The organism is Plantactinospora siamensis (assembly GCF_042434095.1).
GTDB lineage: Bacteria > Actinomycetota > Actinomycetes > Mycobacteriales > Micromonosporaceae > KBS50.
On sequence record NZ_JBHLUE010000008.1, the window covers coordinates 65,622 to 91,662 of the forward strand.

Below are 26,041 nucleotides of genomic sequence, written 5' to 3' on the forward strand. Positions count from 1 at the left end.
CTCTACGGTCTCGGCCGTGGCCGGCCGCGTCAACCGAACCGGCTCTTTTGGTCATCTTCCGGGAGCCCTAGGCCCGCGGACACGACCGACGTTCACCCGGCGGGCGGGGCCTCGGCGTGCGCGCGGATCCAGGCGTGCATGGCGATTCCGCTCGCCACCCCGGCGTTGATCGACCGGGTCGAGCCGTACTGGGCGATGGAGAAGACCTGGTCGCAGGACCGCCGGGCCGGCTGGGAGAGACCCGGTCCCTCCTGGCCGAACAGCAGCACGCAGCGCCGCGGCAGGGTCACCGTCTCCAGGGGACGCGCCCCGGGCAGGTTGTCGATGCCGACCAACGGCAGCCCGGCCGCGGCGGCCCAGGCCAGCAGGTCGGTGATCGTCTCGTGGTGCCGCACGTGCTGGTAGCGGTCGGTCACCATGGCGCCCCGGCGGTTCCACCGGCGCCGGCCGACGATGTGCACCTCGGCCGCCAGGAACGCGTTCGCGTTGCGGACCACGGTCCCGATGTTGAGGTCGTGCTGCCAGTTCTCGATCGCCACGTGGAACCCGTGCCGCCGCTCGTCCAGGTCGGCGACGATCGCCTCCCGCCGCCAGTAGCGGTACCGGTCCACCACGTTGCGCCGGTCGCCGGCCGCCAGCAACTCCGGGTCGTACCGCGGATCGGCGGGCGGCTCCCCCGGCCACGGACCGACCCCGACCTCCGGCTGCGCAGGCTCCACGAGCGGTCAGCGTACGGTCCGCGTCCCAGCCGGACCCGTCGACCCGGCCAGCATCGCGGTCAGCCCAGCGCCAGGGCGCGGCGGAGTTCGCCGAGGAAGCCGGTCCGCCGGACCGGGCCCAGGCGGGCGACCGGCGCCACGTCCTCGCCGGCCCGGCACACCCGGACGGCCACCGACTGCACCCACTGCCGGTACGCGGCCGAGTCGGCCGGGTCGGCGTGCTCGGCCAGGATCGCCACGGCGCGCCGGCAGGCCGACAGGGTCGCGGCGGCCCGCCGGGCCGGGTCCCGGCGATCGACCAGCGGATGCGGGTCGGCCGATTCGGCGTAGATGGCCGCGACGACGGCGCGGACCAGGTCGCTGTCGAAGGCCCGGCCGGCGGCGATGCCCTCGAGACCGGCCAGGCTCTCCCCGACCATCAACCGCGGATCGTCCGGTCCGGCCGACGCGGCGGCCACCATCACCTGGCCCGGCAGCCGGACCAGCAGTCCCCAGTCGGCCTCGGCAAAGGTCGCGGTGTCGGCGGGACCGGCACGCCGGCCCGTCGGCGGTTCTCCGGCAGCGGAGTGGCTCATCGGGACCTCCGAAATCAGCATAGGTCCCGGTGGTCGAAATGTGCCCCAGCCACCGGGATGAGCCGTCGTCAGTCGGTAAGCGGTCGCGGGAAGCTGGGCCGATCCGGGTCCACCCCGTCGGGCGTGTTGGCCATCACGTACTCGCGCTTCGGCACCATGACCCGGCGCTTGAAGACGCAGACCAGCGTCCCGTCCTGGTTGAATCCCCGGGTCTGCACGGAGACCACGCCCCGGTCCGGCTTGGACCCGGATTCCCGCTTGTCCAGCACGGTGGTCTCGCCGTAGATCGTGTCGCCGTGAAAGGTGGGCGCGACGTGCCGCAACGACTCGACCTCGAGGTTCGCGATGGCCCGGCCGCTCACGTCGGGCACGGACATGCCCAGCAGGAGCGAATAGATGTAGTTGCCAACCACCACGTTGCGGCGGAACTGGCTGGCCTGCTCGGCGTAGTGCGCGTCCAGGTGCAGCGGGTGGTGATTCATCGTGAGCAGGCAGAAGAGGTGGTCGTCGTACTCGGTGACCGTCTTGCCCGGCCAGTGCCGGTAGACCGCACCGACCTCGAACTCCTCGAAGTAGCGGCCGAACTGCATCCTTGAGCCCTTCGACGGACGGCGATGAAGTACGGCTCAGCATGCCCTACCGACGAGTAGCGTCGCGTCCGGGGCGATCGGCGGGTCGAATCCGCGGACCGGCCGTCGAGGGTTTCCGCGATGCGGATCAACCGGAGGCGGACGCAATGAGCGGCGGGGCCCTCCCCGGCACCCGCCGCCCACGCTTGATGGAAAAGATTCTGCCCCAGCGGCACCCGAACAGAAAGAGTCGGACCCGAGACGGAGGTCACAGTTATTAATTTGTTACCTCACGTTCCGTGAATCGGCGGAGAGCCGTAACCGACCGTCACTAACGCCATCCGCCCACGTCCGAGGGCAAGTTACCGATAAGTATGAATGGGACGCCGATGACACCGTGGGCACGCTCCCATCACTAACGGTGGTGGCCTGATCATGGTCGTCACGGACCGCAAGTCGATCAAATCCATCGACGGTCGCCACCTGCCGGTCGCCGGCCGCCGGGCGTTTCGGCTCACCGGGGCACGGGAATTCCCGAGGGACTGGCCGAGTTCTTCCAGATGTACGTGAGCCACTCAGATCGGAGACTTCAATGGCGACCGTTGAGCTGACCTCGACCAACTTCGACGAGGTGACGGGCCAGGACGGCATCGTGCTGGTGGACTTCTGGGCGAGCTGGTGCGGTCCGTGTCTGCGGTTCGCTCCGATTTACGAGCGCTCGTCCGAAAAGCACCAGGACATCACCTTCGGCAAGGTGGACACCGAGGCCCAGCAGGACCTGGCGGCGAAGTTCGACATCCGGTCGATCCCGACGATCATGGCCGTTCGGGATGGCGTCATCGTCTTTGCCCAGCCGGGCGCGCTGCCCGAGTCGGCCCTGGAGTCGCTCATCGAGCAGGTTCAGGCGCTGGACATGGACGAGGTGCGGACCCAGCTCGCCGGCCATCAGCACTGAGCCACGACCATTCACAGCGGCCGGACCCTCGCGGGGTCCGGCCGTTGCCGTTCCGTGGGTCGACTTGCCGCACCGTCGTACGCATGTTCGAATGGCACCGTGCGCTGGGACAACCTGTCGGCCGGGGGCGACGATCGGCCGGCCATGGACGCGGCGCCAGCGGCTCCACCCCTGCCGCTGGCGCTGCCCGGCGCGGTGACGCGCACCTTCGACACCCCGGCCTTCGCCGGGATGACCTTCTACGAGGTACGCGCCAAGTCGATCATCAACCGGGTGCCCGGCGCCTCCCGCGTGCCGTTCCAGTACACGATCAACCCCTACCGGGGCTGCACGCATGCCTGCAGCTACTGTTTTGCCCGCAACACCCACACCTACCTCGACTTCGACGCCGGGCGGGACTTCGACAGCCGGGTCGTCGTCAAGGTCAACGCCGGTGAGCTGGTCCGGCGTGAGCTGGCCGCCCCCCGGTGGCCCGGCGCGCACATCGCCATGGGCACCAACGTCGACTGTTACCAGCGGGCCGAGGGGCGCTACCGGCTGATGCCCGAGATCATCTCGGCGCTGCGCGACTTCGCCAACCCGTTCTCGATCCTCACCAAGGGCACGCTGATCCTGCGCGACCTGCCGCTGCTCCGGCAGGCCGCCGAGGTGACCGAGGTGGGCCTCTCCGTCTCGGTGGGCTTCGTCGACGAGGCGCTGTGGCGCTCCGTGGAACCGGGCACGCCGAGCCCGAGCCGCCGGCTGGACGCGGTCCGGGCGCTCAGCGACGCCGGCTTCGCCGTCGGAGTGCTGATGGCGCCGATTTTGCCCGGGCTGACCGACGACGGCCCCTCGATCGAGGCCACCATGGCGGCCGTCGCGGCGGCGGGCGCGGCGAGCGTGACGCCGCTGCCGCTGCACCTGCGACCCGGGGCTCGCCAGTGGTACGCCGCCTGGTTGACCCGGGAGCACCCCGCGCTGGTGCCCCGGTATCGGGAGCTGTTCGGCGCCGGTTCGTACTCGCCGCAGGCGTACCAGCGGGAGGTGACCGCGCGGGTCCGGATGGCCGCGCGCCGGCACGGCCTGTACCGGGCCGAGACCGGGGAGCACCGCCGGGCCGACACCGCCGCCGCACGCGACCGGGCCGAGACCGGGGAGCATCGCCGCGCCGACACCGCCGCGGCACGCGACCGGGCCGGGACCGGCGCGGAGCGCGGCCCGGCCGGGATCGGTGGACGCCGCCGGACCGGACCCGGATCCGTCGCCCCGGGCGAGCAGCTCTCGCTGCTGTAACGTGCCGCGGCGGTGTCCTGGGTGACCCGTCACACGTGGCCCCCGCGCACGGTCCGGGGCGCGTAAGTTGACCACGTGACCTCGGTACGGGTGCAACGGTCCGGAGACCACGACGCGGCCGTGGCGGCGCTGCGCCGGTCGTATTCGGCGGTGCCGCCGGGCGAGCCGGTCCGGCTGGCCAAGCGGACGTCCAATCTGTTCCGGCCGCGGACGCCGGTCCGGGTGCCCGGGCTGGATGTCACCGGGCTCACCGGCGTGCTGGCCGTGGACCCGGACGCGCGGACCGCCGACGTGCAGGGCATGTGCACCTATGAGGACCTGGTCGACGCCACCCTGCCGCACGGCCTCATGCCGCTGGTCGTGCCGCAGCTGCGCACGATCACGCTCGGCGGCGCCGTCACCGGCCTGGGCATCGAGTCGACCTCGTTCCGCAACGGGCTCCCGCACGAGTCGGTGCTGGAGATGGACGTGTTCACCGGCGCCGGTGAGCTGCTCACGGTGCGCCCCGAGGGCGAGCACGCCGAGCTGTTCGCGGCCTTCCCCAACTCGATGGGCAGCCTCGGCTACGCCACCCGGCTGCGGATCGAGTTGCAGCCGGTACGCCGGTTCATGGGGCTGCGCAACGTGCGATTCACCGACCTCGACGCGCTGGTCGAGGCCATCGGCACGGTCACCGCCACCGGGGAGTGGGAGGGCCAACCGGTCGACGCCATGGACGGCGTGATGTTCAGCCCGGGCGAGGCGTACCTGGTGCTCGGGAGCTTCACCGACGACGCGCCGGCGGTGAGCGACTACACCGGCCCGGAGATCTACTACCGCTCGCTGCCGCGGCGCACCTCCGACGCGCTGACCGCGTACGACTACCTCTGGCGCTGGGACACCGACTGGTTCTGGTGCTCGCGGGCCTTCGGGGTGCAGAACCCCGCGGTCCGCCGGGTGTGGCCGGCGCGGTACCGGCGCAGCGACGTCTACCACCGGCTGGTCCGGCTCGAGCAGCGGTACGGCGTGGCCGCCCGACTGGACCGCTGGCGGGGCCGCCCGGCCAGCGAGCGGGTCGTGCAGGACGTGGAGATCCCGCTCGACCGGACCGCCGAGTTCCTCCGCTGGTTCGACCGGAATGTGCCGATGTCGCCGGTCTGGCTCTGTCCGCTGCGGCTGCGCGAACCGGCGGGTCCCGGATCGGCCCGGACCTGGCCGCTATATCCCCTGCGACCCGGCGAGCTGTATGTGAACATCGGCTTCTGGGGGACGGTGCCCATCAGCCCGGGCGCCGCCGACGGGGACGTCAACCGCGCGGTGGAACGGGCAGTGTCCGAGACGGGTGGGCACAAGTCGCTGTACTCCGATGCGTACTACGACCGGGAGACCTTCGACCGGTTGTACGGCGGCCCGGCGTACCGGGCGGTAAAGGACCGTTACGACCCGGATCATCGGCTGACGGGTCTGTATGAAAAGGCGGTTGATCGACGATGAGCATCACCGAACGGAACACCGACACCACCGGCCCGGCCGCGCCGCCGCCGCCGGGCCGGTCCACGCCCACCGTGGCGTCGATCGTCCGCGCGGTCACCCGCGGCGAGCTGCCGGTCCGGGTCACCGCGTACGACGGCAGCGACATCGGCCCGGCCGACGCGCCCATCAGCCTCAACATCCGCACCGAACGCGGCCTGTCCTACCTGCTCACCGCGCCCGGCGACCTGGGCCTGGCCCGCGCCTACGTGTCGGGTGACCTCGCGGTCGGCGGGGTGCACCCGGGCGACCCGTACGAGGCGCTGCGGGTGCTCAAGGACGGGCTCCGGCTCAAGCCGCCGGCGGTGGCCGAGGCGGTGTCGCTGGTCCGCGGCCTCGGCTGGGAACGGCTGCGGCCGCCGCCCGTTCCGCCGCTGGAGGCCACCCCGCGGTGGCGCCGGGTGGTGTCGGGCCTGCGGCATTCCCGGACCCGCGACTCGAGCGCCATCCAGCACCACTACGACGTGTCGAACTCCTTCTACGAGAAGGTGCTCGGCCCGTCCATGACGTACACCTGCGCGGTGTTCCGGGACCCCACGGACAGCCTCGAGCAGGCGCAGGCCAACAAGTACGACCTGGTGGCCGGCAAGCTCGCGCTCAAGCCGGGGATGCGGCTGCTGGACGTCGGCTGCGGCTGGGGCGGCATGGTCCGGCACGCCGCCCGGGAGTACGGCGTCAAGGCGCTCGGCGTGACGCTGTCCCGGGCCCAGGCGGAGTGGGCGCAGGCGGCCATCGAGCGGGAGGGCCTGTCCGACCTGGCCGAGGTGCGGCACATGGACTACCGGGACGCGCCGCGGGAGCACTTCGACGCGGTCAGCTCGATCGGGCTCACCGAGCACATCGGGGTGCGCAACTACCCGGCATACTTCGGCGCGCTGCTGGACCGGCTTCGGCCCGACGGCCGGCTGCTCAACCACTGCATCACCCGGGCCGACAACCGGATGCCGGTCAACCCCGGCGCGTTCATCGACCGGTACGTCTTCCCGGACGGCGAGCTGGCCGGGCCGGGGCGGCTGATCACCGAGATGAACAACGCCGGCTTCGAGGTGCACCACGAGGAGAACCTGCGGCAGCACTACGCGCTGACGCTGACCGGCTGGTGCCGGAACCTCGTGGCGAACTGGGACGCCTGCGTGGCCGACGCGGGCGCGGCCCGGGCCCGGGTCTGGGGCCTCTACATGGCCGGTTCGCGGCTCGCGTTCGAGCGGAACGAGATCCAGCTGCACCAGGTGCTCGGGACCAAGACCGGGCCGCGCGGCGAGTCGAGCTATCCGCTCCGGCCCGACTGGACGGCCTGATGCGGGACGCCCAGCGGATCCTGGCCGGGGCGGCCACCATCGCCGTGGTGGGTGCCTCCCGGGATCCGCGCAAGCCGGCGCACACCGTGCCGGCCCAGATGCAGCGGTACGGCTGGCGGATCATCCCGGTGAACCCGATGGCCGAGGAGCTGTTCGGTGAGCGGGTGTACGGCTCGCTGGCCGACATCCCGCACCCGGTGGACCTGGTGGACGTGTTCCGGCCGGCCGCCGACGCGGTCGAGGTGGTCCGGCAGGCGGTCGCCATCGGCGCGCCGGCGGTCTGGCTGCAGCTCGGCATCGTCTCGGCGGAGGCCCGGCGGATCGCCGAGGAGGCCGGGATCGAGTACGTCGAGGACAGGTGCCTCGTCATCGAGCGCGCGGCCGGCGGCCTAACCCGGCTCGGCTGAAAGGAAGGGCCCCCTGTTATCGCTTTCTGCATAGCAGGGGGCCCCTCTTAACGGGTCAGACCCTGAGCAGGTCCACGCCGTACCGCGCGATCGACGCGTCCCGGGAGACCAGCGTCAGGCCCTCCGTGATCGCCTGGGCCACCAGCATCCGGTCGAACGGGTCGCGGTGGTGCGGTGGCAGACGGCCGGCGGCGATGGCGTGGGCGCTGGTCACGGGCAACTCACGAAAGCCCATGTCCCGCACCCGTTCGGCAAGGTCGGCTGGCCCGTCGAGCTTCCCGGCGGTCTGCTTGATGGTGATCTCCCACAGGCTCACCGGGGAGAGGAAAATCTCCGGGTCGTGCCGCAACCGGTCGAGGAAGTCCTCGCCGAGGGTGGCGTCGCCGGTGATGGCCCACAGCACGACATGGGTGTCCAGCAGCAGGCTCATCCGGCGACGCCGAAATCGGCGGCGATCTCGGCGTTGGTCTGCGGCGAGTCCCAGTCGCCAGACAGGTCCAGCTGACCTGCGAGCGAACCCACGGCGGTCCGATTGGCCCGACGTACCAGCGGCACGACCTTCGCCACCGGGGTGCCCGCCCGGTCGATGATGATCTCCTCGCCGCGCTCCACCCGCTCGATGATGCGCGAGAGATGCGTCTTGGCGTCGTGCATGTTGTAGTGCGCGGCCTCCGCAGACATCACGACCTCCTCGGGTTAGCTAACAGCTTAGCCCGCAGGGTTTGACGTCTCCATGCCTTCGTCAGAGCTGGTACTCCTTGAGCAGGCCGCGGGAGATGATCGTCTTCTGGATCTCCGAGGTGCCCTCGCCGATGAGCAGGAACGGCGCCTCCCGCATCAGCCGCTCGATCTCGTACTCGGTGGAGTAGCCGTAGCCGCCGTGGATCCGGAACGCCTCCTGGACCACCTCGGCGCAGTATTCGGAGGCGAGCAGCTTGGCCATCCCGGCCGCCACGTCGTTGCGCTGGCCGGCGTCCTTTCCCCGGGCGGCGTTGACCATGAGGGCGTGCGCCGCCTCGATCTTCGTGCCCATCTCGGCCAGCTTGAACGCCACGGCCTGGTGCCGGGCGAGCGGTTGACCGAAGGTGCGGCGCTGCTGCGCGTACGCGACGGCCAGCTCGAAGGCGCGCAGCGAGATGCCGCAGGCCCGGGCCGCCACGTTCACCCGGCCGACCTCGATGCCGTCCATCATCTGGTAGAAGCCGCGGCCCACCTTGTCGGCACCGCCCAGGACCACGCTGTCCTCGACGGTGACGCCATCGAGAATCATCTCGGTGGTCTCGACCCCCTTGTAACCCATCTTTTCGATCCTGCCCGGGATGGTCAGCCCGGGCGCCGTCTCGCCGAAGCCCGGCTCCTTCTCCAACAGAAAGGCGCTCATGTTGCCGTACACCGAGTCGGCGCCCACGTCGGTCCGGACCAGGGTGGCCACCACCGACGAGTACGCCCCGTTGGTGAGCCACATCTTCTGGCCGTGGAGCACGAACCGGTCGCCGTCCCGGACCGCCCGGGACTTGATGGCCGAGACGTCGGAGCCGCACTCCGGCTCGGACATGGAGAACGCGCCGCGTGCCTCGCCGGTCGCCATCCGCGGCAGCAGCCGGGCGCGCTGTTCGGCCGAGCCGTGCCGGGAGATCAGGTACGCGACGATGAAGTGGGTGTTGACGATGCCCGAGATCGACATCCAGCCCCGGGACAGCTCCTCCACCACCAGCGCGTACGTGAGGAGTGACTCGCCCAGGCCGCCGTACTCCTCGGCGATCGTGAGGCCGAACAGCCCCAGCTCCTTCATCCCCTCGAGGATGTCGGCGGGGTACTCGTCGGCGTGCTCCAGCCGCTGGGCGTGCGGGATGATCTCCTTGTTGACGAACTCCCGGACGGTCTCCAGGATCGACCGCTGCACATCCGTGAGGCCGGGGGTCTGCGCGAGTCTGGCCATGGTCCGCCTCCGGTGGGCCGTCCGATCGGGGTCCGCTGGACCGCTGGCTACCGACGAGTAACCGAACGTTCGGTCAGTATCGACCGCCGCTCCGGGCCCGCGCCAGGTCACGAGTCCACACATCCGCTGTGAAATGGTTCACCGGCCGCTAGCGTCGTCGGCAGGAGGGCGGCCGGCCGTGCGGAGGAGATCCGATGACACATCCACCACCGGGTGAGTCCCTGGAACCCGAGGAACCGGCCCCGGCAGCGCTGCCGCCCGACGATCCCACCAATCCGTACGGCCGGTACGGCCAGCACGACCAGCCCGAGTACCAGCCCGGCCCGGGGCCGTACGGGCAGCATCCCGGCGCTCCCGGCGCCGGCGGCGGACCCTGGCCCGGCGGCGGGCCCGGACCGGGCGCGGGCCCCGGACCGGGCGGCGGACCCGTTCCCGGCCTGGGCCCAGGACCGGGGTACCCGGGGCCGCCGGGCGGCCATCCCGGCTACCCGGGCAACCCGAACACCAACACGATGGCGATCCTGTCGCTGGTCTTCGCCTTCGTCTTCGCACCCGCCGGCATCGTGCTGGGCCACCTGGCCAAGAAGCAGATCCGGGAAACCCGGGAGCAGGGTGAGCAGCTGGCGAATTGGGGACTGGTGCTCAGCTACCTCTTCACGGTGCTCTACCTGGCCGGCTGCTGCGCCTGGATCGGCGTGCTGCTCTGGGCCACGAACAACAACGGCGGGTCGTACTGACGCCGGAGGTGGGGGACGCACGGGAGCGTGTGCGTCCCCCACCGGCCGCGGCCGCACTGTCGGAAATCCGCCACGGCGGGCGGCGGACCGGCCGCGGCAGGTTGTACTCATCAAGCAGACACCGACCGGGCCCGGGGCGTCGATCGGCAGGACCACCGATTCCGCCCCGGCAGCCGGCCGGAGATCCGTAGGAAGCCCATGGCAGATCCTCCGTCCGAGGCCACCTCCGTGGCCGCCGAACTCGCGCAGATCGCCTCGGCGTCGGCCCCGGTGGCCGACCGGGTGGACGCCATGCTGGGCGAGCTGCACCGGCTCGTTCCGTACAGCGGCGCCGATCTCGCGATCCTCGACAGCGACCGGCGGGAGTTCGAGACGCTGCGCATGATCGGCTGTTCCGACCGGATCCGCGACTACTTTCACCAACCCGCCTTCTACGCCGACATCGAGATCGCGGGCATGGACCGCAACCGACCGCCAATGTGCGTCCGCGACCTGCCGGTGCCGCGCGGCGAACTGCGGGTGTGGGCGGACTACCTGGAACCGGCCGGCTTCCGCGAGGGCGTGGGCGTCACCCTGTTCGCCCCGGACGGGCGGCATCTCGGGCTGCTCAGCCTGCTCACCGACGACCCTCGGGGACCCGACGACGCCACCCGCGACTTCATCGGCACGCTGGTCCCGTTGATCGCGAACGCCATCGACCCGATGCGGTCGGTCGGGGCGCTGGCCCGGATGGTGACCGACGCCCGGGCGGGTGTCCTGCTCACCCGCTCCGGCCACGTGGTCGCCCTGCCCGGGCTGTCGGTCGAGGACCCGCTGCTGCGGCCCGGCTCCCCGGTGCTGGCGGTGGCGGCCGCGGTGCTCGACGCCGGGCAGACGCACGTGCCGTTCCTCGCGCCGGACGGACCGGTCCACGTCCGAGTCACGGTGCTGGCCTGCCCGTCCGACGTACCGCGGCACCTCCAGGCGGTGGTGCTGGTGTCGCCCTCGGGCGACCTGCACGGGCTCACCCCGCGCGAGCTGGAGATGCTCGGCCTGGTGATCGAGGGGTGGACCAACGCGCGGATCGCCCGGCACGCCTACATCACCGAGCGGACCGTGGCCACCCACCTGGAGCACATCCTGGCCAAGCTCGCGGTCACGTCCCGGACGCTGGCCGCCGTCCGCGCCCTGCGACTCGGGCTCTACGTCCCCTACCGGCTCAGCCCGACGCGCTGAGACGGCGAGATGGATGCCAAGGCGGCCAACCTGGTCGTACGGGATATCGCCGCGGTGGGCCGGTCGGCCGCGCCGCTCCCCGAGCGGGCCTCGGCGCTGGTCGACACCGTGGGCAAGCTGTTCCCGGTCGACGGGGCATACCTGGCGCTGCTCGATCCGGCCGAGCGGCGCTACGCGCCCGCCCTGCACTGCTCCGGCTTCGATTCCGGCACCGAGGCGCACCTGGCCAGCGAGTTCTGGTACGCGGAGCTGGCCGGGGTCGGCCACAACGTGTACCGCCGCGCGCTGCTCACCCGCGACCTGCCGCGGCCCCGGATGGAGTACGCGCTCTGGGCCGAGCACCTCGAGCCGGCCGGTTACCAGCAGTGCCTGGGGGTCGCGCTCTACAGCGGGGTCGAGCGGATCGGCATGCTGCTGCTCGGCTCGGGCAGCACCGAGGCGCTGGACGAGCCCCTGCGAGACCTGTTGAACGCGCTCTCCCCCGCGATGGCCGCCGCGGTGGATCCGATCCGCTCGGCTGTGGCGCTGGCCCGGCTCGTGCAGAACGCCTCGGCCGGCGCCGTCGTCGACCGCGCCGGCGCGATCCATCCGCTCCCCGGACTGCCCGGTCACCGCCTGCTCGATCCCGGGTCGATCCTGGCCAGGGTGGCCCGGCACGAGCTGGCCGGCGGGCACCGGCACGCGGTGTTCCACTGGCCGGCCGGGCCGGACGATCCGGACCACCTGCTGCGGGTGACCGCGTTCGCCGGGGCGGAGGCGCCGGCCCGGGTCGCCGCGGTCCTCGTACTGGCCCCCGCGGGGGACCTCGCCGCGCTCACCCGTCCGGAGTTGGAGCTGCTCGGCCAGCTGGTCGCCGGGCACGCCGACGACGGCCTCGCGGCGCTGGCCGACCTGGCCGGCCGCCCCCGCGCCGAACTCCGGGACGCGGTGGCGAACCTGCGGGACAAGCTGGGCGCCACCAGCCGGACCGGGCTGGCCCTGCGCGCCGCCCGGGAGGGCCTCTACATCCCCTGGCATCCGGCCCGATAGCGGCGGGTCCCCACCGGGCCGCCGGCCACCCTGCCCGCCGGGCCGCCGGGCCGCCGGCCACCCTGCCCGCCGGGCCGCCGGGCCGCCGGGCCGCCGGCCACCCTGCCCGCCGGGCCGCCGGGCCGCCGGCCACCCTGCCCGCCGGGCCGCCGGGCACGCTGTCCGCCGGGCCGCCGGCCACGCTGGCCGCCGGGGCGCCGGCCGTGGGTCGGCCGCGCTCTCCGCCGTCAGTAGCGGAACTCGGCCTCCCGGACGCTGTTGCCGCCGTCCACCACCAACATCTGGCCGGTGATGTACGACGCCGCGGGCGAGCACAGGAAGCAGATGGCCGCCGCCACCTCGTCCGGGGTGCCGGGGCGGCCGACCGGCGTGCCGAGGCCCTGCTTGAGTTCGGCCATCGTGGACGCCGCGGTGTAGATCGTGCCGGGCGCCACGGCGTTGACCGTGACGCCGTCGGCCACCATCTCCATGGCCAGCGCCCGGGTCAGGCCCACCACCCCGGCCTTGGCGGCGGCGTACGCGGCCTCGGTGGGCAGCGCGTTCACCGGACCTGAGGTGGCCGCCAGGTTGACGATCCGGCCCCAGCCCCGCTCGGCCATGCCGCCGATGAAGGCGCGGCTGCACAGGAACGCGGTCGACAGGTTGCGCTCGATCTCCCGGTGCCACTCGTCGTAGCTGAGCTGGGCCACCGGCCGCAGCACCTCCGGGCTCGCCCGGCTGGCCAGCCCGGCGTTGTTGACCAGCACCTCCACCTCGTCGAGCTGGTCGGCGATGGCGTCGGCCAGCGCCGCCACCTCCGCCTCGTCGGTCAGATCGGCCACGAAGCCGGTGACGCCCAGCTCGGTGGCGCGCTCATGGATCCGGCGGGTGGTGGACACGATGGCCACCCGCGCGCCCAGGTCCCGCAGCCGGCGCGCGGTCGCGTACCCGATGCCGTCCGGGCTGCCGGCGCCGGTCACCAGGGCCACCCGACCGTCCAGCCGCAGGGTCACCGGCTCCTCGCGGGCGGCCCGGTCGAGATCCGGACCCGTACCGCCGGCGCCCGCGCCCGGACCGGTCCCCCGGCTGCGCCGGGCCAGCGCGGGACGGGTCGTGTCCCGGGGGGACCGACCGGAGCGATCTGCGGCGCGAGCGTCGAATGCCATGCCGTGATCCTGCCCGGTCCCGGCGGTGCGAGCAACGCGCCGCCCGGGCGCGCGGCGCGAGCCGTGCGGCGATCGACCCGCGCCGGGGCGTACGGCCGTTTCCCCCGGTGATTACCCTGAGCCCGCACGACCTACCGCGGACCGGAGATGAAGCGATGACCTACCCCTCCCAGCCGGGCGGCTCCGAGCAGCCATCCGGCGGCTGGACCGACCCGACCGAGCCCACCCGGCAGTTCAGCGGCCCGCCGGCCCAGCCGGGACCGGCGTACCCGGCCAGCGGGCCGGCGGCGCCCGGGTACCCGTCGAGCGGAGCCGCCGCGCCCGGATATCCGGCCGGCGCACCCGGGTACCAGACCGGCGCCCCCGGTTACCAGTACCCTGGCCAGCCGGCCGGGCCGACGCCGGGCTACCCGTACGGCTACGGCCAGCCCGTGCCGGCGCAGCGGCCGAACAACACGCTGGCGCTGGTCTCGATGATCCTGGCCCTGGTCGGCGTGGCCACCTGCATCACCGCGCCGGTCGGCGCCATCCTCGGCCACGTGGCCATGAAGCAGATCCGCGAGCGCGGCGAGGGCGGCGAGGGGATGGCCAAGACCGGCATCATCGTCGGCTGGATCCTCACCGGGCTGCTCGTCCTGCTGCTGATCGGCTACGGGATCGCGATCGCCTTCGCCATCAAGAACGGCGACACCTCGTCCGCGGACACGGGCTACTGAGCCGGGGCGGGTCGGCGGGTCAGGCGGGCGGGGTGAAGCTGGAGGTACGGCTCAGCCCGGCCGCCCGGCCCTTCGCCGCCACCACCAGCGCCATCTTGCGGGACGCCTCGTCGATCATCTCGTCGCCCAGCATCACGGCGCCGAGCCGGCCGCCGGCCTCGGAGGTGTAGTGCTGGTAGGCGTCGAGGATCAGCTCGGCGTGGTCGTAGTCCTCCTGGGCCGGCGAGTAGACCTCGTTGGCCGCCTCGATCTGGCCCGGGTGCAGCACCCACTTGCCGTCGAAGCCCAGCGCGGCCGACCGCTTGGCCACCTCGCGGAACCCGTCGACGTCCCGGATCTGCAGGAACGGGCCGTCGATGGCCTGCTGGTCGTGCATCCGGGCGGCCATCAGGATCCGCATGAGGATGTAGTGGTACGGGTCGCCCGGGTAGTCGGGAATGAGCGCCCCCACCACCAGGGACCTCATGTTGATCGAGGCCATGAAGTCGGCCGGCCCGAAGATGATCGTCTCGACCCGGGGCGAGGCCGCGGCGATGGCGTCCACGTTGACCAGGCCGGCCGCGTTCTCGATCTGGGCCTCGATGCCGATCCGGCCCACCTCGAGGCCCAGCGTCTTCTCGATCTGGGTGAGGGTGAGGTCGAGCCATTCCACGTGCGCCGCGCTCTGCACCTTGGGCAGCATCACGCAGTCCAGGTTGGCGCCCGCGCCCTCGACCACCTCCACGACGTCCCGGTAGGTCCACGGCGTGGTGAGGTCGTTGACCCGGACCACCCGGGTCTTGCCGGCCCAGTCGCCGTCGTTGAGCGCGGCCACGATGTTCTTCCGGGCGTCGGCCTTGGCCAGCGGTGCGACCGCGTCCTCAAGGTCGAGGAACACCTGGTCGGCCGGCAGTCCCTGCGCCTTGTCGAGCATCTTGAGGCTGGAGCCGGGCACGGCCAGACAGGACCGGCGGGGGCGACCAACAGCGACCATCAGACGCTCCTTCCGGGGTGGCTTCCGCCTGGCCCGGTCGCCGGATCTCCGCGCGGCGGCCGAGGTTGACGTCACGGTAACCTCATGCCATGACCGGGGAGAACCGCGCTGTGGAAGATGTCACTGGGCGCCGCCGGGTGGTCATCACCGGCGCGAGTTCCGGCATCGGTCTGGCGGCCGCCAGCGAGCTGGCCCGGCTGGGCGACGAGGTCGCGCTGGTCGGGCGGGATCCGGCCCGGCTCACCTCGGCCGCCGAGCGGATCCGCGGGATCACCGGCCGGTCCCCGGAACTGTTCCGCGCCGACTTCGCGGTCCTTGACGACGTACGCCGGCTGGCCGGCAACCTGCGCGACGCGTACGACCGGATCGACGTGCTGGCCAACAACGCCGGCGCGATCGCCGTGGAGCCGATCACCACGGTGGACGGCTTCGAGTGGAACATGCAGGCCAACCACCTGGCGCCGTTCCTGCTCACGAACCTGCTGGCCGATCGGCTGGGCCGGGTGGTGAACACCGCCTCGGACGCGCACCGGGCCGGCGCCCTGGACCCGGACGACCTGGCCAACCAGCTGCGCCGGTATCGGCCGATGCGCGCGTACGGCACCAGCAAGCAGGCGAACATCCTGTTCACCGCCGAGGCCGCCCGGCGCTGGCCGCAGTTTCCGTCGTACGCGTTCCACCCGGGCGTGGTGCGGACCCGGTTCGGCAGCGACAGCCGGCTGCTGGCCGTCGGGATGCGGCTCGCCTGGTTCCTGCGCAGCCCGGCGAAGGGCGCGCAGACCCTGGTGTGGCTCGCCCGGCAGGACCCGAGCACGTTGGTGAACGGCGGGTACTACCTCGACCAGCGGCCCCGCCGCCCGAATCCGGCGGCGGCCGACCCGCAACTGGCCGCCCGGCTGTGGGACGCCAGCGCCCGCGCCGTCGGCCTCTGACAGTCATCTGTCGCGCTGCCAGCGCGCCCGTGCCACCACTACGGCGATCGTGCCGGCGGCCCGGCGTGGGTCACTTCCGCAGCGGCGCGGTCTCGGGCGGGGCGCTGACCGGGGCGGGCCGGCGGGGCGTCCGGGCGTTGCCCAGGACGACCACGGCGACCCCCGCCATCAACAGCAGGAGCCCGGGCAGCGCCGCCGTCCGGGGCGTCTGGCCCAACCAGAGCCAGGCGATCAGCGCCGCACCGGGCGTCTCGAGCAGGATCAGCACGCTGATCGTGGTGGCGGAGATGCGCTGCAGCGCGTAGTTGAGCAGCGAGTGCCCGAGGAGCTGCGGCCCGAACACCAGGGCCAGGATGGCCAGCCAGGTCGCCGGGTTGAAGCCGGTCAACCGGACCCCGCCGGCCAGACACACCGCCAGCAGCAGCACCGAGCAGACGCCGTAGCAGACCGTGGTGTACGTGGTGGTGCTCGCGGTGCTGCGTACCCGCTCGCCGAAGGCCGTGTAGACGGCCGCGGCCATCCCGCCCAGCAGGGCCAGCACGTCGCCCAGCACGGCCCGGCCGGATCCGCCGCCCAGGTCGGCCCCCGTGGTGAGGACGGCGCCGGCGACGGCCAGCCCGATGCCGAGCCAGGACAGCGCCGACAGCCGGCGACCCTGACCGAGCGCGATGAGGCCCTGCCAGACCGGCTGCGAGGTGACCAGCGCGGTGGAGGCGGCCACCGAGGTGAGCTTGGTGCTGGGCGTCCACGCCGCGAAGTGGGCCGCCAGCGCCACCCCGGCCAGCACCGCGTACCAGCCGGTCCGCCGGCCCGCGCGGGCGAACAACCCGACCAGCTCGGCCCGCCGGCGGATCAGCGAGACGGGCGTCAGCAGGACCGTGGCGCCCGCGTTGCGCCAGAACGCCACGGCCAGCGCCGGCGCGGCGGCGTACGCGATCAGCGGGCCGGACGACGAGATCGCGAGCAGCGCCACCGCCACCGCGCCGGCGGTGCCGGGATCCACGGGGTAGCCGGGAGGTCGATTGGAGTAGCGGTGGGGCACAGCCGAGTATCTCCACACCGTTCGGGCGGCCCCACGGCCGCCCTAAGATCATTTGCACCGCCAACTCCCTGCTCAGAGCGACGTTCGGAGGTTCTGCCGCCATGGCCGTTTTCCGGGCGGTGCTGTTCGACTTCTTCGGCACCCTCACCGAGGCCGTGCAGCGCGGACCCTGGCACCGGGCCGTGGCCGAGGCGCTGGGATGCGACGAGGTCAACTTCATCGACGTACTCGACCGGTCGTTCCGGTTGCGCGCCTCCGGCGCCCTCGGCGATGCGGTGGCGACGCTGCGCTGGGCCGGCGAGCAGGCCGGCGGCCGGCCCAGCGACACGGCCGTACGCGCCGCCCGGGAGCACCGGATCGCGGCCCTGCGCGCCGACACCCGGCTGCGGCCCGAGGCCGTGGACGTGCTCCGCGCCCTGCGGCGGCGGGGCCTGCGTACCGCTCTGGTCAGCGACTGCACCCACGAGCTGCCGGCGCTGCTGCCCGGGCTGCCGATCGCGCCGCTGCTGGACGCGCAGATCCTGTCGGTGCAGTTCGGGCGCTGCAAGCCGGACCTGGCGCTGTTCCTGGCCGCCTGCGGCCGGCTCGGCGTCGAGCCGGCGGACTGCCTCTACGTCGGGGACGGCGGCGGCCGTGAGCTGACCGGGGCCGCCGCGGCCGGGCTGACGGCCGTCCGGCTGGCCGCCCCCGATCTGGACAACCACCTGGTCTTCGACGCCGACGTCGACTGGACCGGCCCCACCGTCACCTCGCTCAACGACATCCCCGCACTGGTGGAAAGGAAGGGCCCCCTGTTATCGCTTCCGGTATAGAAAGGGTCCCCTGTTAACGCCTGGGCCGGCAGGCTGCCCACCGGCCGTCCGGTGCGGCAGGATGGCCTGGTGACCGACGAGAGCGCCGAACCGGCCGCGCCCGGGGAGCCGGCGCAGCCGACCGCCGACAGGAATCCGGCGCCACCGACCGGCGCCGGGCGGCCGGGTCCGCCGGCGGCCGCCGGGGAGCCCGCGCCGGCGACCGCCCCCGGATCCCCGGTGCTGGCCGAGGCGGTCAGGAAGGCGAGCGTGGCCTGGATCGCGGTCGGCGACGGTCCGGCGTACGCGGTCTGGTGCGTGCCGGTCGACGACGCGCTCTACGTGGTGACCGGCCCCGGCGAGCAGTCGCTGCCCGGCCTGGCCGAGGCCGACGCGGCCGTGGTGACGCTGCGCGGCGACCACGGCGGCCGGATCGTGAGCTGGCCCGCCCAGGTGGGCCGGCTGACCCCGGCGGACGAGGCGTGGGCCGCGGTCGCCCCGCAGGTGGCGGCCAAGCGGCTCAACTCCCCCGAGCCGGCCCCCCGGCTCGTCGAGCGGTGGGCCGCCGAGTGTGTGCTGAGCCGGCTGACCCCGGCCGCGGCGCCGCCGACCACCGGCGACGCGCTGCCGGCGGGGTCGCTCGCGGCCACGCCCCGGGAAACCCCCGCGGTCAGGCGAACCCGCCGGCCGTTCCGGCTGCACCGGGTACGCCGACGCCGCTGAGCAGCGATCAGCCACCGGCCGGCGGCGGCCCGCGCGAGTCAGCCGATGAAGGGCGGGACGATGATCTCGCCGCGGGCCACCGGCACCACGTGACCGGCCACCGTCACGCCGACGGCCGCGCCGCCCGCCGCGGTCACCACGCACTCCAGCGTCGACGGGCGGTGGATCTCCGCGCCCTGCCGGATGGTGTACGCGGTGCTCCCGTCACCGGGCAGCAGGCCGGCCGCCACCAGCCACACCCCCAGACCGAGCGCCGCGGAGCCGGTGGCCGGATCCTCCGGAACCCCCAGCCCGACGCCGAACACCCGCACGTGCGCCGCGCGCTGCTCGGGATGCCAGCCCACCACGACCACGTCGCCGATCCCGTGCCGGCGGGCGGCCGCCACGTCGACGGCCGCCCGGGCCACCGCGTCGGGGCGTACCAGCAGGTAGGGAAAGTCGAGGCCGCAGCCGGCCATCCGCGGCGCCGGGCCGGCGAGGTCGGCCTCGGTCAGGCCGGCCATGGCCAGCAACGGCGCCGGATCCAGCTCGCCGCCGAGGGTCGGGGTGCCGCCGGTCAGGATCGCCCGGTCACCCGTCACGCTGACCGGCAGCAGGCCCGCGCCGCACTCCTGCACCAGGTCCCCGGCCGGGAAGGCGCCGCGCCGGCTGCCGGTGACCGCGGCGCCCACGCTCGGGTGCCCGGCGAACGGCAACTCGCGGTCGACCGTGCAGATCCGCGCCCGGTACGTCGCCCCGGCCCGGCTCGGCGGCAGCACGAAGACCGTTTCGGAGAGGTTGAACTCCCGGGTCAACGCCAGCAGCTGCGCCGCGGCCAGGGCCTCGGCGCCGAACACCACGGCCAGCGGATTGCCCGCGAACGGGCGGTCGGTGAAGACGTCCACGATCTCGTAGCTGAGGCTCGACATGGTCATTAACCCTAGGCCCGTAGGCTTGACAGGTGACCACGCCGACCCGGGTGTACATCGCCCGCCTCGCCGGGCTCACCGTCTTCGATCCGAACGGTGACCAGGTGGGGCGCGTCCGCGATGCGGTGGCCCGGCTGCGCAGCACCAACCGGCCGCCGCAGGTGGTCGGCCTGGTGGCGGAGATGCCGATGCGCCGGCGGATCTTCCTGTCCATCAACCGGATCACGTCCATCGACGGCGAGGCCGTGGCGCTCGGCAGCGGCACGCTCAACCTGCGCCGGTTCTCCCGGCGGCCCAACGAGCTGCTGGTGCTGGAGGACCTGCTGGACCGCCGGGTACGCGTCGAGCCCGCCGGCGTGTCGGGCTCGGTCGTCGACGTGGCCATGGAGTGCAGCCGCACCGGGGAGTGGACGCTGTCCCGGGTGGCCGTCCGGGAGGCGACCGGCCGGCTCAGCCGGCGCGGGCACCTGCACCAGGTGGCCTGGGAGGACGTCCGCGGCCTGCTGGGCACCCCGGACGGGGAACGAGGCACCGCCAACCTGCTCACCGTGCTCGGCGAGATGCGCCCGGCCGACCTGGCGAACGCCCTGCAGGATCTGCCCGACGCCCGCCGCAACGAGGTGGCGGCCGCGCTCGACGACGAACGGCTCGCGGATGTCCTCGGCGAGCTGCCCGAGCGGGACCAGGTGGAGATCCTCGCGGCCCTGGATCGGGAACGGGCCGCCGACATCCTCGAGGAGATGGATCCGGACGACGCGGCCGACCTGCTCAGCGAGCTGTCGCCGCCCGAGCAGGACATGCTGCTGGACCTGATGCAGCCCGACGAGGCCAACCCGGTCCGCCAGTTGCTGCAGTACACCCCCGGCACGGCCGGCAGCGTGATGACGTCCGAGCCGGTGATCATGCCGCCGGACGCCACCGTGGCCGAGGCGCTGGCCCGGATCCGGGAACCGCAGATGTCCCCCGCCGTGGCCGCGCAGGTGTTCGTCACTCGGGCGCCGCTGGCCACCCCCACGGGCCGCTACCTGGGCATCGTGCACTTCCAGCGGCTGCTCCGGGAGCCGCCGGCCGAGCTGCTCGGCGGGGTGGTCGACAACGACATCGATCCGCTCCAGCCGGCCACCCCGCTGCCGGAGATCACCCGCCGGATGGCCACGTACGACCTGGTGGCCATGCCGGTGGTGGACGCGGCCAACCGGCTGGTCGGCGCGGTGACCGTCGACGACGTGCTGGACCACTCGCTGCCGCGGAACTGGCGGGACCGGGACGCCATGGACGTGGTGGCGGCCGGGCCGCCCACCTGGGCTGCCATGGCCGGGGCCACACCGCCCGCACGAGGGTCGGCCGGTACGGCGGCCGGGCCGGCCGCGCTGGCCGGCGACCCCGGCGCGGGCCCGGTGACCGGGGCCGGGACGGCGCCCACCGCCGGCCGGAGCGGCGACGCGGCCCCGGAACGCGAGCTGGACCGGCCGCAGCCCGGGGAGGCCGGAAATGGTTGATCGTCGCCAGGTCCCCCGGCTCGATCAGCCCGCCCAGCCCGCCCGAATCAAGGTGCCCCGGTTCGACCCCGAGGCGTTCGGCCGGTGGTCCGAGGGCACCGCCCGCTACATGGGTACGGCGAACTTCATCGTCTGGATGACGCTGGTCATCGCCCTCTGGCTGGGCTGGAACACGCTCGCTCCCGACCGGTTGCGGTTCGACCCGTACACCTTCACCTTCCTCACCCTGCTGCTGTCGCTGCAGGCCTCGTACGCCGCGCCGCTGATCCTGCTCGCACAGAACCGGCAGGCCGACCGGGACCGGCTGGCCATGGAGGAGGACCGGCGGCGGGCCACCATGCAGAAGGCGGACACCGAATACCTCTCCCGGGAGATCGCGGCGCTGCGGATCGCCCTCGGCGAGGTGGCCACCCGGGACTTCGTCCGCTCGGAGCTCACCCGGCTGGTGGAGGAGTTGGACGAGCAGAGCCGGCGCCGGCAGCGGCTGGAGCGGCGGCACGCCCGCGAACGGGTCGGTGGCGGCGACCACATCCGGGGTGACCAGGGCGAGATCGAATCGATGGACGAGCCGCGGGACGAGCTGGACAGCGACTGACGGCACGGTGCGGCGACGCAACGCGCCTCCGGCACGGCGACGCCGCGCGCCTCAAGGGGCAGGGCGCGCGGCGTCGTAACGATCGTCGCACCGGCGGAGGTACGGCGTCCAGCAGCAAATCGCCGCTTTCTCCCGACAGCCGGAGAAAGACCCGCAAGCTGGGGCATCGACTCGCTCACATCCGGGCCGCTGCCCGCCGGCGGTCGAAACGCCCCGACGTAGCATTGCCGGCATGTCTGCACCTGCCAGCACCGTCGAGGACGCGGTACAGGCCGCCCTCGCCACCGTCGACGACCCGGAGATCCGCCGGCCGATCACCGAGCTGGGCATGGTCCGCTCCGCGGTCGTCGGCCCGGACGGCGTCGTCCGGGTGGAGCTGCTGCTGACCGTGGCCGGCTGCCCGCTGCGCGACAAGCTCCGTACCGACATCACCGCGGCCGTCGGGGCCGTGCCCAGCGTGACGGGAGTGGAGATCGATTTCGGGGTGATGAGCCCCGAGCAGCGGCAGGAGCTGCAGAGCCGGCTGCGCGGCGGCGCCACGCAGGAGCCGGTCATCCCCTTTGCCCAGCCCGGCTCGCGGACCCGGGTGTACGCGGTGGCCAGCGGCAAGGGCGGCGTGGGCAAGTCGAGCGTGACGGTGAACCTGGCCGCCGCGCTGGCTGCCAAGGGTCTCTCGGTGGGCGTGGTGGACGCGGACATCTACGGCCACTCCGTCCCGCGGATGCTCGGCGTCGACGCCCCGCCCACCCGGGTGGAAGACATGATCATGCCGCCGCAGGCGCACGGCGTGAAGGTCATCTCGATCGGCATGTTCACCGCCGGCAACGCCGCGGTGGTCTGGCGCGGGCCGATGTTGCACCGGGCGCTCCAGCAGTTCCTCGCCGACGTCTACTGGGGCGAGCTGGACGTGCTGCTGCTCGACCTGCCGCCCGGCACCGGCGACGTGGCGATCTCGCTCGCCCAGCTGCTGCCCAACGCGGAGATCCTCGTGGTGACCACCCCGCAGACCGCGGCCGCCGAGGTGGCCGAGCGGGCCGGGGCCATCGCGCTGCAGACCCACCAGCGCCTGGTCGGGGTGGTCGAGAACATGTCCTGGCTGGAGCTGCCGGACGGTTCCCGGATGGAGGTCTTCGGGGCCGGCGGCGGCGCCACGGTGGCCGAGTCGCTGACCCGGACCGTCGGCGCCCAGGTGCCGTTGCTGGGTCAGATCCCGCTGGACACCCGGGTACGGGAGGCCGGCGACGCCGGCGACCCGATCGTGCTGACCGAGCCGGCGGCGCCGGCCGCCCAGGCCCTGCACGCGGTGGCCGACCGGCTTGCGGTCCGCCGCGAATCGCTGCTCGGGAAGCCGCTGGGCCTCCGCCCTGCCGGTCGCTGACAACCGCCTGCACCGTCTAACCTGCCGCCGGAGGGGACAGCCCTTCGGCGGTCAGGTGGCGTCGATGTCGTACTCGCGGCGGCTGGCCGGCACGACGGGCCCGGCGCCCGTTGCGGACGACCCGGCCGCCGGCGCGGCGCCGTCGAGCGAGCCCGAGCCGTTGGTCGACCCCGAGCCGTTGGCCGGGCCCGAGCCGTTGGCCGCCGCGCCGCCGTTCGGCCGGATGGCCGACCGGAGGTCGGTAGCGGCCTTGATGTCCTTGAACTCGTTCTGCACGCCCGTGAGGTCGGACTTCAGGCTGTCGTACACCCCCTGAAGCGGCTTGCGCAGTTCCGCCTCCTCCTCCTCGCTGAGCAGGTGCTTGCGGATGAACGCCTTGGGGTGCAGATCCTCCAGCTTGATGTCCGTGCCCAGCTCGCGGCTGAGGTCGCTGGTGGCGTTGTTGGCCATCGCGCGCACGTTGCGGAGCAGGCGGAGCCCGTCGCTGATCACGTTGGGCAGCTTGTCCCCGAAGATCAGCAGCGCGAGGAGCAGCAGGAGACCGATCTCCCACCAGTTCAGGTTCTCGAACATGTTCAGCTCCCCTCGTCCGGCCCTCGGCAAGCGTACGCACCTGGCGGCCCCGGGCGGCAGGGGATGAGCGTCCGGTTACTTCGCATCGGCGGCCAACGTCACCGAGGCGGTCTGCCGGGCGGCGCCGCGCCGGTACTCCACGGACACCACCGAACCCGGCGCGTACTTGCGGACGAGCGCGATCAGGTCGGTGGGCTCGGTCAACGCCCGGCCACCAAGCTTGAGGAGGATGTCGCCGCTCTTCAGGCCCGCGCTCGCCGCCGGGCCGCCGGGCTCCACGCTCGACAGGCGTACGCCGGTGCCGGCGCCGGCCGCGCCGTCCGAGCCGACCTGGGCGCCGATCACCGTACGGCGGGCCCGGCCGGTGTCGATGATGTCGCTCGCGATCCGCTTGGCCTGGTTGATCGGGATGGCGAAGGCCAGCCCGATGTTGCCGGCCTGCTGCTCGTCGATGGCCAGTGATTTGATCACCGAGTTGACCCCGACGACCCGCCCGGCGCCGTCCACCAGCGGGCCGCCCGAGTTGCCCTGGTTGACCGCGGCGTCAGTCTGGATCGCCGCGTAGTACCGCACCGGGCCACCGGGCTCGCCGGCCCGGATGGTCCGGTCGAGCGCGCTCACGATGCCGGCCGTGACCGTGTTGGAGAGCGCCAGCGGCGACCCGAAGGCCAGCACGGGGTCGCCGACCGCGATGGCCTCGGAGTCGCCGAACTGCACGGGAGTCAGCCCCGAGCGGCGCGCCTTGATCACCGCGATGTCGGACTCGGCGTCCTGACCCACGATGTTGGCCGGCGTGGTGGAGCCGTCGCTGAACTCCACCGTGGCCGGCCCGTTGGCCCCCTCCACCACGTGCTGGTTGGTGATCACGTAGCCGTCCTCGGTGGCCACGAAGCCGGAGCCCACGCTGGTCCCCTCGGTGCTGCTGGTGCGCACCGTCACGACGCTGGGCAGCATCCGCTCGGCCACGCCGGCCAACGATTCCGGCGGGCGCTGGGCCGCGGCCGGCGCCGAGGCGTTCGGGGCGCCCAGTGCGGTGGGCCGGGCCACCCCGCCGCGCATGGCGAAGGCGAACCCCAGCGAGCCGCCGAGCGCGCCAGCCAGCAGCGCCGTGACGATCGAGATCAGGAACATCGTCCGCAGCCCCCGCGGCCGGGGCGCGTCCGGGTCCGTCACCGGCTCCGGTTCGGCCCCCGCGTCGGCGCCGGACGGGCGGAGCACGGTGGCCACCGGCGTCGACGGGTCCCGCCAGGGATCGTGCAGCGCATCCGACCACCAGGGCGACGGCTCGCCCGCACGATCGGCCGGCGATGGGCCGGCCCAGACCGGGCTGGGGACGGCCGGCGACGGGCCACCGGCGCCCGGGTACGCCGCGCCCGTACCGGGTGGCGGGCCGCCCCACGCACCCGAACCGGTCGGCGGCGGGCCGGCCCAGGCCGAGCCCGATCCGGCCGGTGGTGGGCCGCCCCAGCCGGAGGCCGATCCGGCCGGCGGGCCGCCCCAGGCCGAAGCGGGGCCGACCGGCGTACCCGGGTCGGGGCGAGGCGCCGGCTGCGGCGTCCCCGCGGGCTGGTGCCAGTTCCAGCCGTCGGTCACGATCGGTGCCTCCCAGTTCGGTCCCGGGTCACCGGCCGCGCCGGCCCGGCACGGCCGTCGGCCGCTCCGGTCGCGAAGTCCGGTTTCCGCATCCAGGATTACACGGATGCGGCCGGGGGTGTCCGGTGGATCTGCTCGAGAGCGTCAGTCCGGGCACCGACCGCTGCGGACGCGGCCCGAACGGCGAGGCCCTACGCTCGTACCCGCGACCCGCCCAACCGACCAGATGCCTGGAGGTGCCCCATCGGCACGCTCGACCGGTCCGTCCCCTCGACGACCTTACAGGCACTCCAGTTCGCCGACGCGTACGTCGCCGAGGACCTCGTGCTGCGCACGGCCCGCAGCCTCGCCCGGGAGATCGGCCTGGAGGCCGTGACCCCCGGCGTCGGCGCGACGCTGCGGATGCTCGCCGCGGCCGGGAACGCCCGCGCGGTGGTGGAGATCGGCACGGGCACCGGGGTGAGCGGCGTCTGGCTGCTGCGCGGCATGCGACCCGACGGCGTGCTCACGACGATCGACGTCGAGGCCGAGCACCAGCGGATCGCCCGGCGCGTCTTCGTGGAGGCGGGCTACCCGGCCGGGCGTACCCGGATCATCACCGGCCGCGCCCTCGACGTGCTGCCACGGCTCGCGGACGGCGTCTACGACCTGGTGTTCGTCGATGCGGATGTGGCCGAGTACCGGGCGTGCGTGGACGCGGCCCTGCGGCTACTGCGGCCCGGTGGCCTGCTGGCCATCGGCCGCGCCCTGGCCGGCGGCCGGATCGGGGACCCGGCGGCCCGCGACCCGGCCACGGTGACCGTGCGCGAGGTGGTGAAGGCCGTCCGGGAGTCCGAGGACTGGGTGCCCGCCCTGCTTCCCGCGGGCGACGGCCTGCTCACGGCGGTCCGCCGGGGCTGAGCCCGCGGGCGTTAAGAAGGGGCCCCTGCTATACCAAAAACGATAAGAA

At 73.3% G+C, this 26,041-nt stretch carries 26 protein-coding genes and 2 pseudogenes; 16 read left to right on the top strand and 12 right to left on the bottom strand.

The features are described 5' to 3' along the window. Nucleotides 1-92: 92 nt before the first annotated feature. The 3 genes from ACFFHU_RS11200 to ACFFHU_RS11210 form a co-directional block, all read right to left on the bottom strand. The gene (locus ACFFHU_RS11200; protein ID WP_377337914.1) at nt 93-719 is read right to left on the bottom strand and encodes a TrmH family RNA methyltransferase; all 627 of its coding nucleotides are present in this window, start codon (nt 717-719) and stop codon (nt 93-95) included. Nucleotides 720-778: 59 nt separating this feature from the next. Next, the gene (locus ACFFHU_RS11205) at nt 779-1,294 is read right to left on the bottom strand and encodes a hypothetical protein (RefSeq protein ID WP_377337916.1); all 516 of its coding nucleotides are present in this window, start codon (nt 1,292-1,294) and stop codon (nt 779-781) included. A gap of 68 nt (nt 1,295-1,362) precedes the next feature. Continuing rightward, a complete protein-coding gene (locus tag ACFFHU_RS11210; RefSeq protein ID WP_377337918.1) occupies nt 1,363-1,884 on the bottom strand; it encodes a MaoC family dehydratase in 522 nt (173 codons plus the stop codon). Nucleotides 1,885-2,455: 571 nt separating this feature from the next. Between ACFFHU_RS11210 and trxA the strand changes: the two genes are divergently transcribed. The 5 genes from trxA to ACFFHU_RS11235 all read left to right on the top strand — a co-directional run bounded on the left by trxA (nt 2,456) and on the right by ACFFHU_RS11235 (nt 7,304). Continuing rightward, nucleotides 2,456-2,818, top strand: coding sequence for a thioredoxin (trxA, locus tag ACFFHU_RS11215; RefSeq protein ID WP_377337920.1), 363 nt, complete (start codon nt 2,456-2,458; stop codon nt 2,816-2,818). A 99-nt stretch (nt 2,819-2,917) separates the two neighbouring features. Further along, on the top strand, nt 2,918-4,090 hold the full coding sequence (locus ACFFHU_RS11220) for an Rv2578c family radical SAM protein (protein WP_377337922.1): 1,173 nt from the start codon (nt 2,918-2,920) through the stop codon (nt 4,088-4,090). A gap of 90 nt (nt 4,091-4,180) precedes the next feature. Beyond that, complete coding sequence (locus ACFFHU_RS11225) at nt 4,181-5,563, top strand: FAD-binding oxidoreductase (protein WP_377338254.1); 1,383 nt, start codon at nt 4,181-4,183, stop codon at nt 5,561-5,563. Further along, a complete protein-coding gene (locus tag ACFFHU_RS11230; protein ID WP_377337924.1) occupies nt 5,560-6,897 on the top strand; it encodes a class I SAM-dependent methyltransferase in 1,338 nt (445 codons plus the stop codon). Before ACFFHU_RS11225 ends, ACFFHU_RS11230 begins: the two co-directional genes overlap by 4 nt. Next, on the top strand, nt 6,897-7,304 hold the full coding sequence (locus tag ACFFHU_RS11235; protein ID WP_377337926.1) for a CoA-binding protein: 408 nt from the start codon (nt 6,897-6,899) through the stop codon (nt 7,302-7,304). Before ACFFHU_RS11230 ends, ACFFHU_RS11235 begins: the two co-directional genes overlap by 1 nt. 55 nt (nt 7,305-7,359) lie before the next feature. On the opposite strand, the gene ACFFHU_RS11240 is transcribed toward ACFFHU_RS11235, so the two are convergent. The 3 genes from ACFFHU_RS11240 to ACFFHU_RS11250 form a co-directional block, all read right to left on the bottom strand. Next, nucleotides 7,360-7,734 (bottom strand): type II toxin-antitoxin system VapC family toxin, encoded by a 375-nt coding sequence (locus tag ACFFHU_RS11240; RefSeq protein WP_377337928.1) that lies wholly within the window; start codon nt 7,732-7,734, stop codon nt 7,360-7,362. Further along, a complete protein-coding gene (locus tag ACFFHU_RS11245) occupies nt 7,731-7,985 on the bottom strand; it encodes a type II toxin-antitoxin system Phd/YefM family antitoxin (protein WP_377337929.1) in 255 nt (84 codons plus the stop codon). Before ACFFHU_RS11245 ends, ACFFHU_RS11240 begins: the two co-directional genes overlap by 4 nt. A gap of 61 nt (nt 7,986-8,046) precedes the next feature. Then, the gene (locus ACFFHU_RS11250; protein WP_377337931.1) at nt 8,047-9,243 is read right to left on the bottom strand and encodes an acyl-CoA dehydrogenase family protein; all 1,197 of its coding nucleotides are present in this window, start codon (nt 9,241-9,243) and stop codon (nt 8,047-8,049) included. Between the two features lie 194 nt (nt 9,244-9,437). Here ACFFHU_RS11250 and ACFFHU_RS11255 point away from each other — a divergent pair, with 194 nt between their 5' ends. From ACFFHU_RS11255 to ACFFHU_RS11265, 3 genes are all read left to right on the top strand, one after another. Further along, nucleotides 9,438-9,980 carry a DUF4190 domain-containing protein gene (locus tag ACFFHU_RS11255; protein WP_377337933.1) on the top strand — a complete coding sequence of 181 codons (543 nt, stop codon included), beginning with the start codon at nt 9,438-9,440 and terminating at the stop codon, nt 9,978-9,980. A 198-nt stretch (nt 9,981-10,178) separates the two neighbouring features. Next, nucleotides 10,179-11,195, top strand: coding sequence for a helix-turn-helix transcriptional regulator (locus tag ACFFHU_RS11260; protein WP_377337935.1), 1,017 nt, complete (start codon nt 10,179-10,181; stop codon nt 11,193-11,195). Between the two features lie 9 nt (nt 11,196-11,204). Beyond that, nucleotides 11,205-12,224 (top strand): GAF domain-containing protein, encoded by a 1,020-nt coding sequence (locus ACFFHU_RS11265; protein WP_377337937.1) that lies wholly within the window; start codon nt 11,205-11,207, stop codon nt 12,222-12,224. Nucleotides 12,225-12,451: 227 nt separating this feature from the next. On the opposite strand, the gene ACFFHU_RS11270 is transcribed toward ACFFHU_RS11265, so the two are convergent. Next, nucleotides 12,452-13,369, bottom strand: a complete 918-nt coding sequence (locus tag ACFFHU_RS11270; protein WP_377337938.1) for an SDR family NAD(P)-dependent oxidoreductase — start codon at nt 13,367-13,369, stop codon at nt 12,452-12,454. A gap of 155 nt (nt 13,370-13,524) precedes the next feature. On the opposite strand from ACFFHU_RS11270, the gene ACFFHU_RS11275 reads away from it, so the two are divergent. Further along, a complete protein-coding gene (locus ACFFHU_RS11275) occupies nt 13,525-14,085 on the top strand; it encodes a DUF4190 domain-containing protein (RefSeq protein WP_377337940.1) in 561 nt (186 codons plus the stop codon). Nucleotides 14,086-14,104: 19 nt separating this feature from the next. Here the strand turns inward: ACFFHU_RS11275 and ACFFHU_RS11280 are convergent, their stop codons facing one another. Continuing rightward, on the bottom strand, nt 14,105-15,058 hold the full coding sequence (locus ACFFHU_RS11280) for an HpcH/HpaI aldolase/citrate lyase family protein (RefSeq protein ID WP_377337941.1): 954 nt from the start codon (nt 15,056-15,058) through the stop codon (nt 14,105-14,107). Between the two features lie 110 nt (nt 15,059-15,168). Here ACFFHU_RS11280 and ACFFHU_RS11285 point away from each other — a divergent pair, with 110 nt between their 5' ends. Next, nucleotides 15,169-15,990 (top strand): SDR family NAD(P)-dependent oxidoreductase, encoded by an 822-nt coding sequence (locus ACFFHU_RS11285; protein ID WP_377338255.1) that lies wholly within the window; start codon nt 15,169-15,171, stop codon nt 15,988-15,990. A 70-nt stretch (nt 15,991-16,060) separates the two neighbouring features. Here ACFFHU_RS11285 and ACFFHU_RS11290 read toward each other — a convergent pair whose 3' ends face one another. After that, nucleotides 16,061-16,993: a DMT family transporter gene (locus ACFFHU_RS11290; protein WP_377337942.1), complete on the bottom strand. Its 933-nt coding sequence runs from the start codon at nt 16,991-16,993 to the stop codon at nt 16,061-16,063. Nucleotides 16,994-17,133: 140 nt separating this feature from the next. Between ACFFHU_RS11290 and ACFFHU_RS11295 the strand changes: the two genes are divergently transcribed. Together ACFFHU_RS11295 and ACFFHU_RS11300 are read left to right on the top strand one after the other, a co-directional pair. Then, complete coding sequence (locus ACFFHU_RS11295) at nt 17,134-17,844, top strand: HAD family hydrolase (protein ID WP_377337944.1); 711 nt, start codon at nt 17,134-17,136, stop codon at nt 17,842-17,844. A gap of 219 nt (nt 17,845-18,063) precedes the next feature. Further along, complete coding sequence (locus ACFFHU_RS11300) at nt 18,064-18,546, top strand: hypothetical protein (RefSeq protein WP_377338256.1); 483 nt, start codon at nt 18,064-18,066, stop codon at nt 18,544-18,546. A 38-nt stretch (nt 18,547-18,584) separates the two neighbouring features. Here the strand turns inward: ACFFHU_RS11300 and ACFFHU_RS11305 are convergent, their stop codons facing one another. Then, nucleotides 18,585-19,454: a PhzF family protein gene (locus ACFFHU_RS11305; RefSeq protein ID WP_377337946.1), complete on the bottom strand. Its 870-nt coding sequence runs from the start codon at nt 19,452-19,454 to the stop codon at nt 18,585-18,587. A 32-nt stretch (nt 19,455-19,486) separates the two neighbouring features. Between ACFFHU_RS11305 and ACFFHU_RS11310 the strand changes: the two are divergent. The 3 genes and pseudogenes from ACFFHU_RS11310 to ACFFHU_RS11320 form a co-directional block, all read left to right on the top strand. Continuing rightward, a pseudogene (locus ACFFHU_RS11310) lies at nt 19,487-20,743 on the top strand (magnesium transporter MgtE N-terminal domain-containing protein); the annotation flags it as partial. Between the two features lie 202 nt (nt 20,744-20,945). Continuing rightward, nucleotides 20,946-21,548 (top strand): DUF1003 domain-containing protein, encoded by a 603-nt coding sequence (locus tag ACFFHU_RS11315; RefSeq protein WP_377337948.1) that lies wholly within the window; start codon nt 20,946-20,948, stop codon nt 21,546-21,548. A 232-nt stretch (nt 21,549-21,780) separates the two neighbouring features. Beyond that, on the top strand, nt 21,781-22,926 hold the full coding sequence (locus tag ACFFHU_RS11320; protein ID WP_377337950.1) for an Mrp/NBP35 family ATP-binding protein: 1,146 nt from the start codon (nt 21,781-21,783) through the stop codon (nt 22,924-22,926). 201 nt (nt 22,927-23,127) lie between these two features. Here the strand turns inward: ACFFHU_RS11320 and ACFFHU_RS11325 are convergent. Both ACFFHU_RS11325 and ACFFHU_RS11330 read right to left on the bottom strand, forming a co-directional pair. Further along, a pseudogene (locus ACFFHU_RS11325) lies at nt 23,128-23,499 on the bottom strand (twin-arginine translocase TatA/TatE family subunit); the annotation flags it as partial. 75 nt (nt 23,500-23,574) lie between these two features. Next, complete coding sequence (locus tag ACFFHU_RS11330) at nt 23,575-25,092, bottom strand: S1C family serine protease (RefSeq protein ID WP_377337952.1); 1,518 nt, start codon at nt 25,090-25,092, stop codon at nt 23,575-23,577. A gap of 324 nt (nt 25,093-25,416) precedes the next feature. Here ACFFHU_RS11330 and ACFFHU_RS11335 point away from each other — a divergent pair, with 324 nt between their 5' ends. Continuing rightward, nucleotides 25,417-25,992 carry an O-methyltransferase gene (locus ACFFHU_RS11335; protein WP_377337954.1) on the top strand — a complete coding sequence of 192 codons (576 nt, stop codon included), beginning with the start codon at nt 25,417-25,419 and terminating at the stop codon, nt 25,990-25,992. Nucleotides 25,993-26,041: the final 49 nt, after the last annotated feature.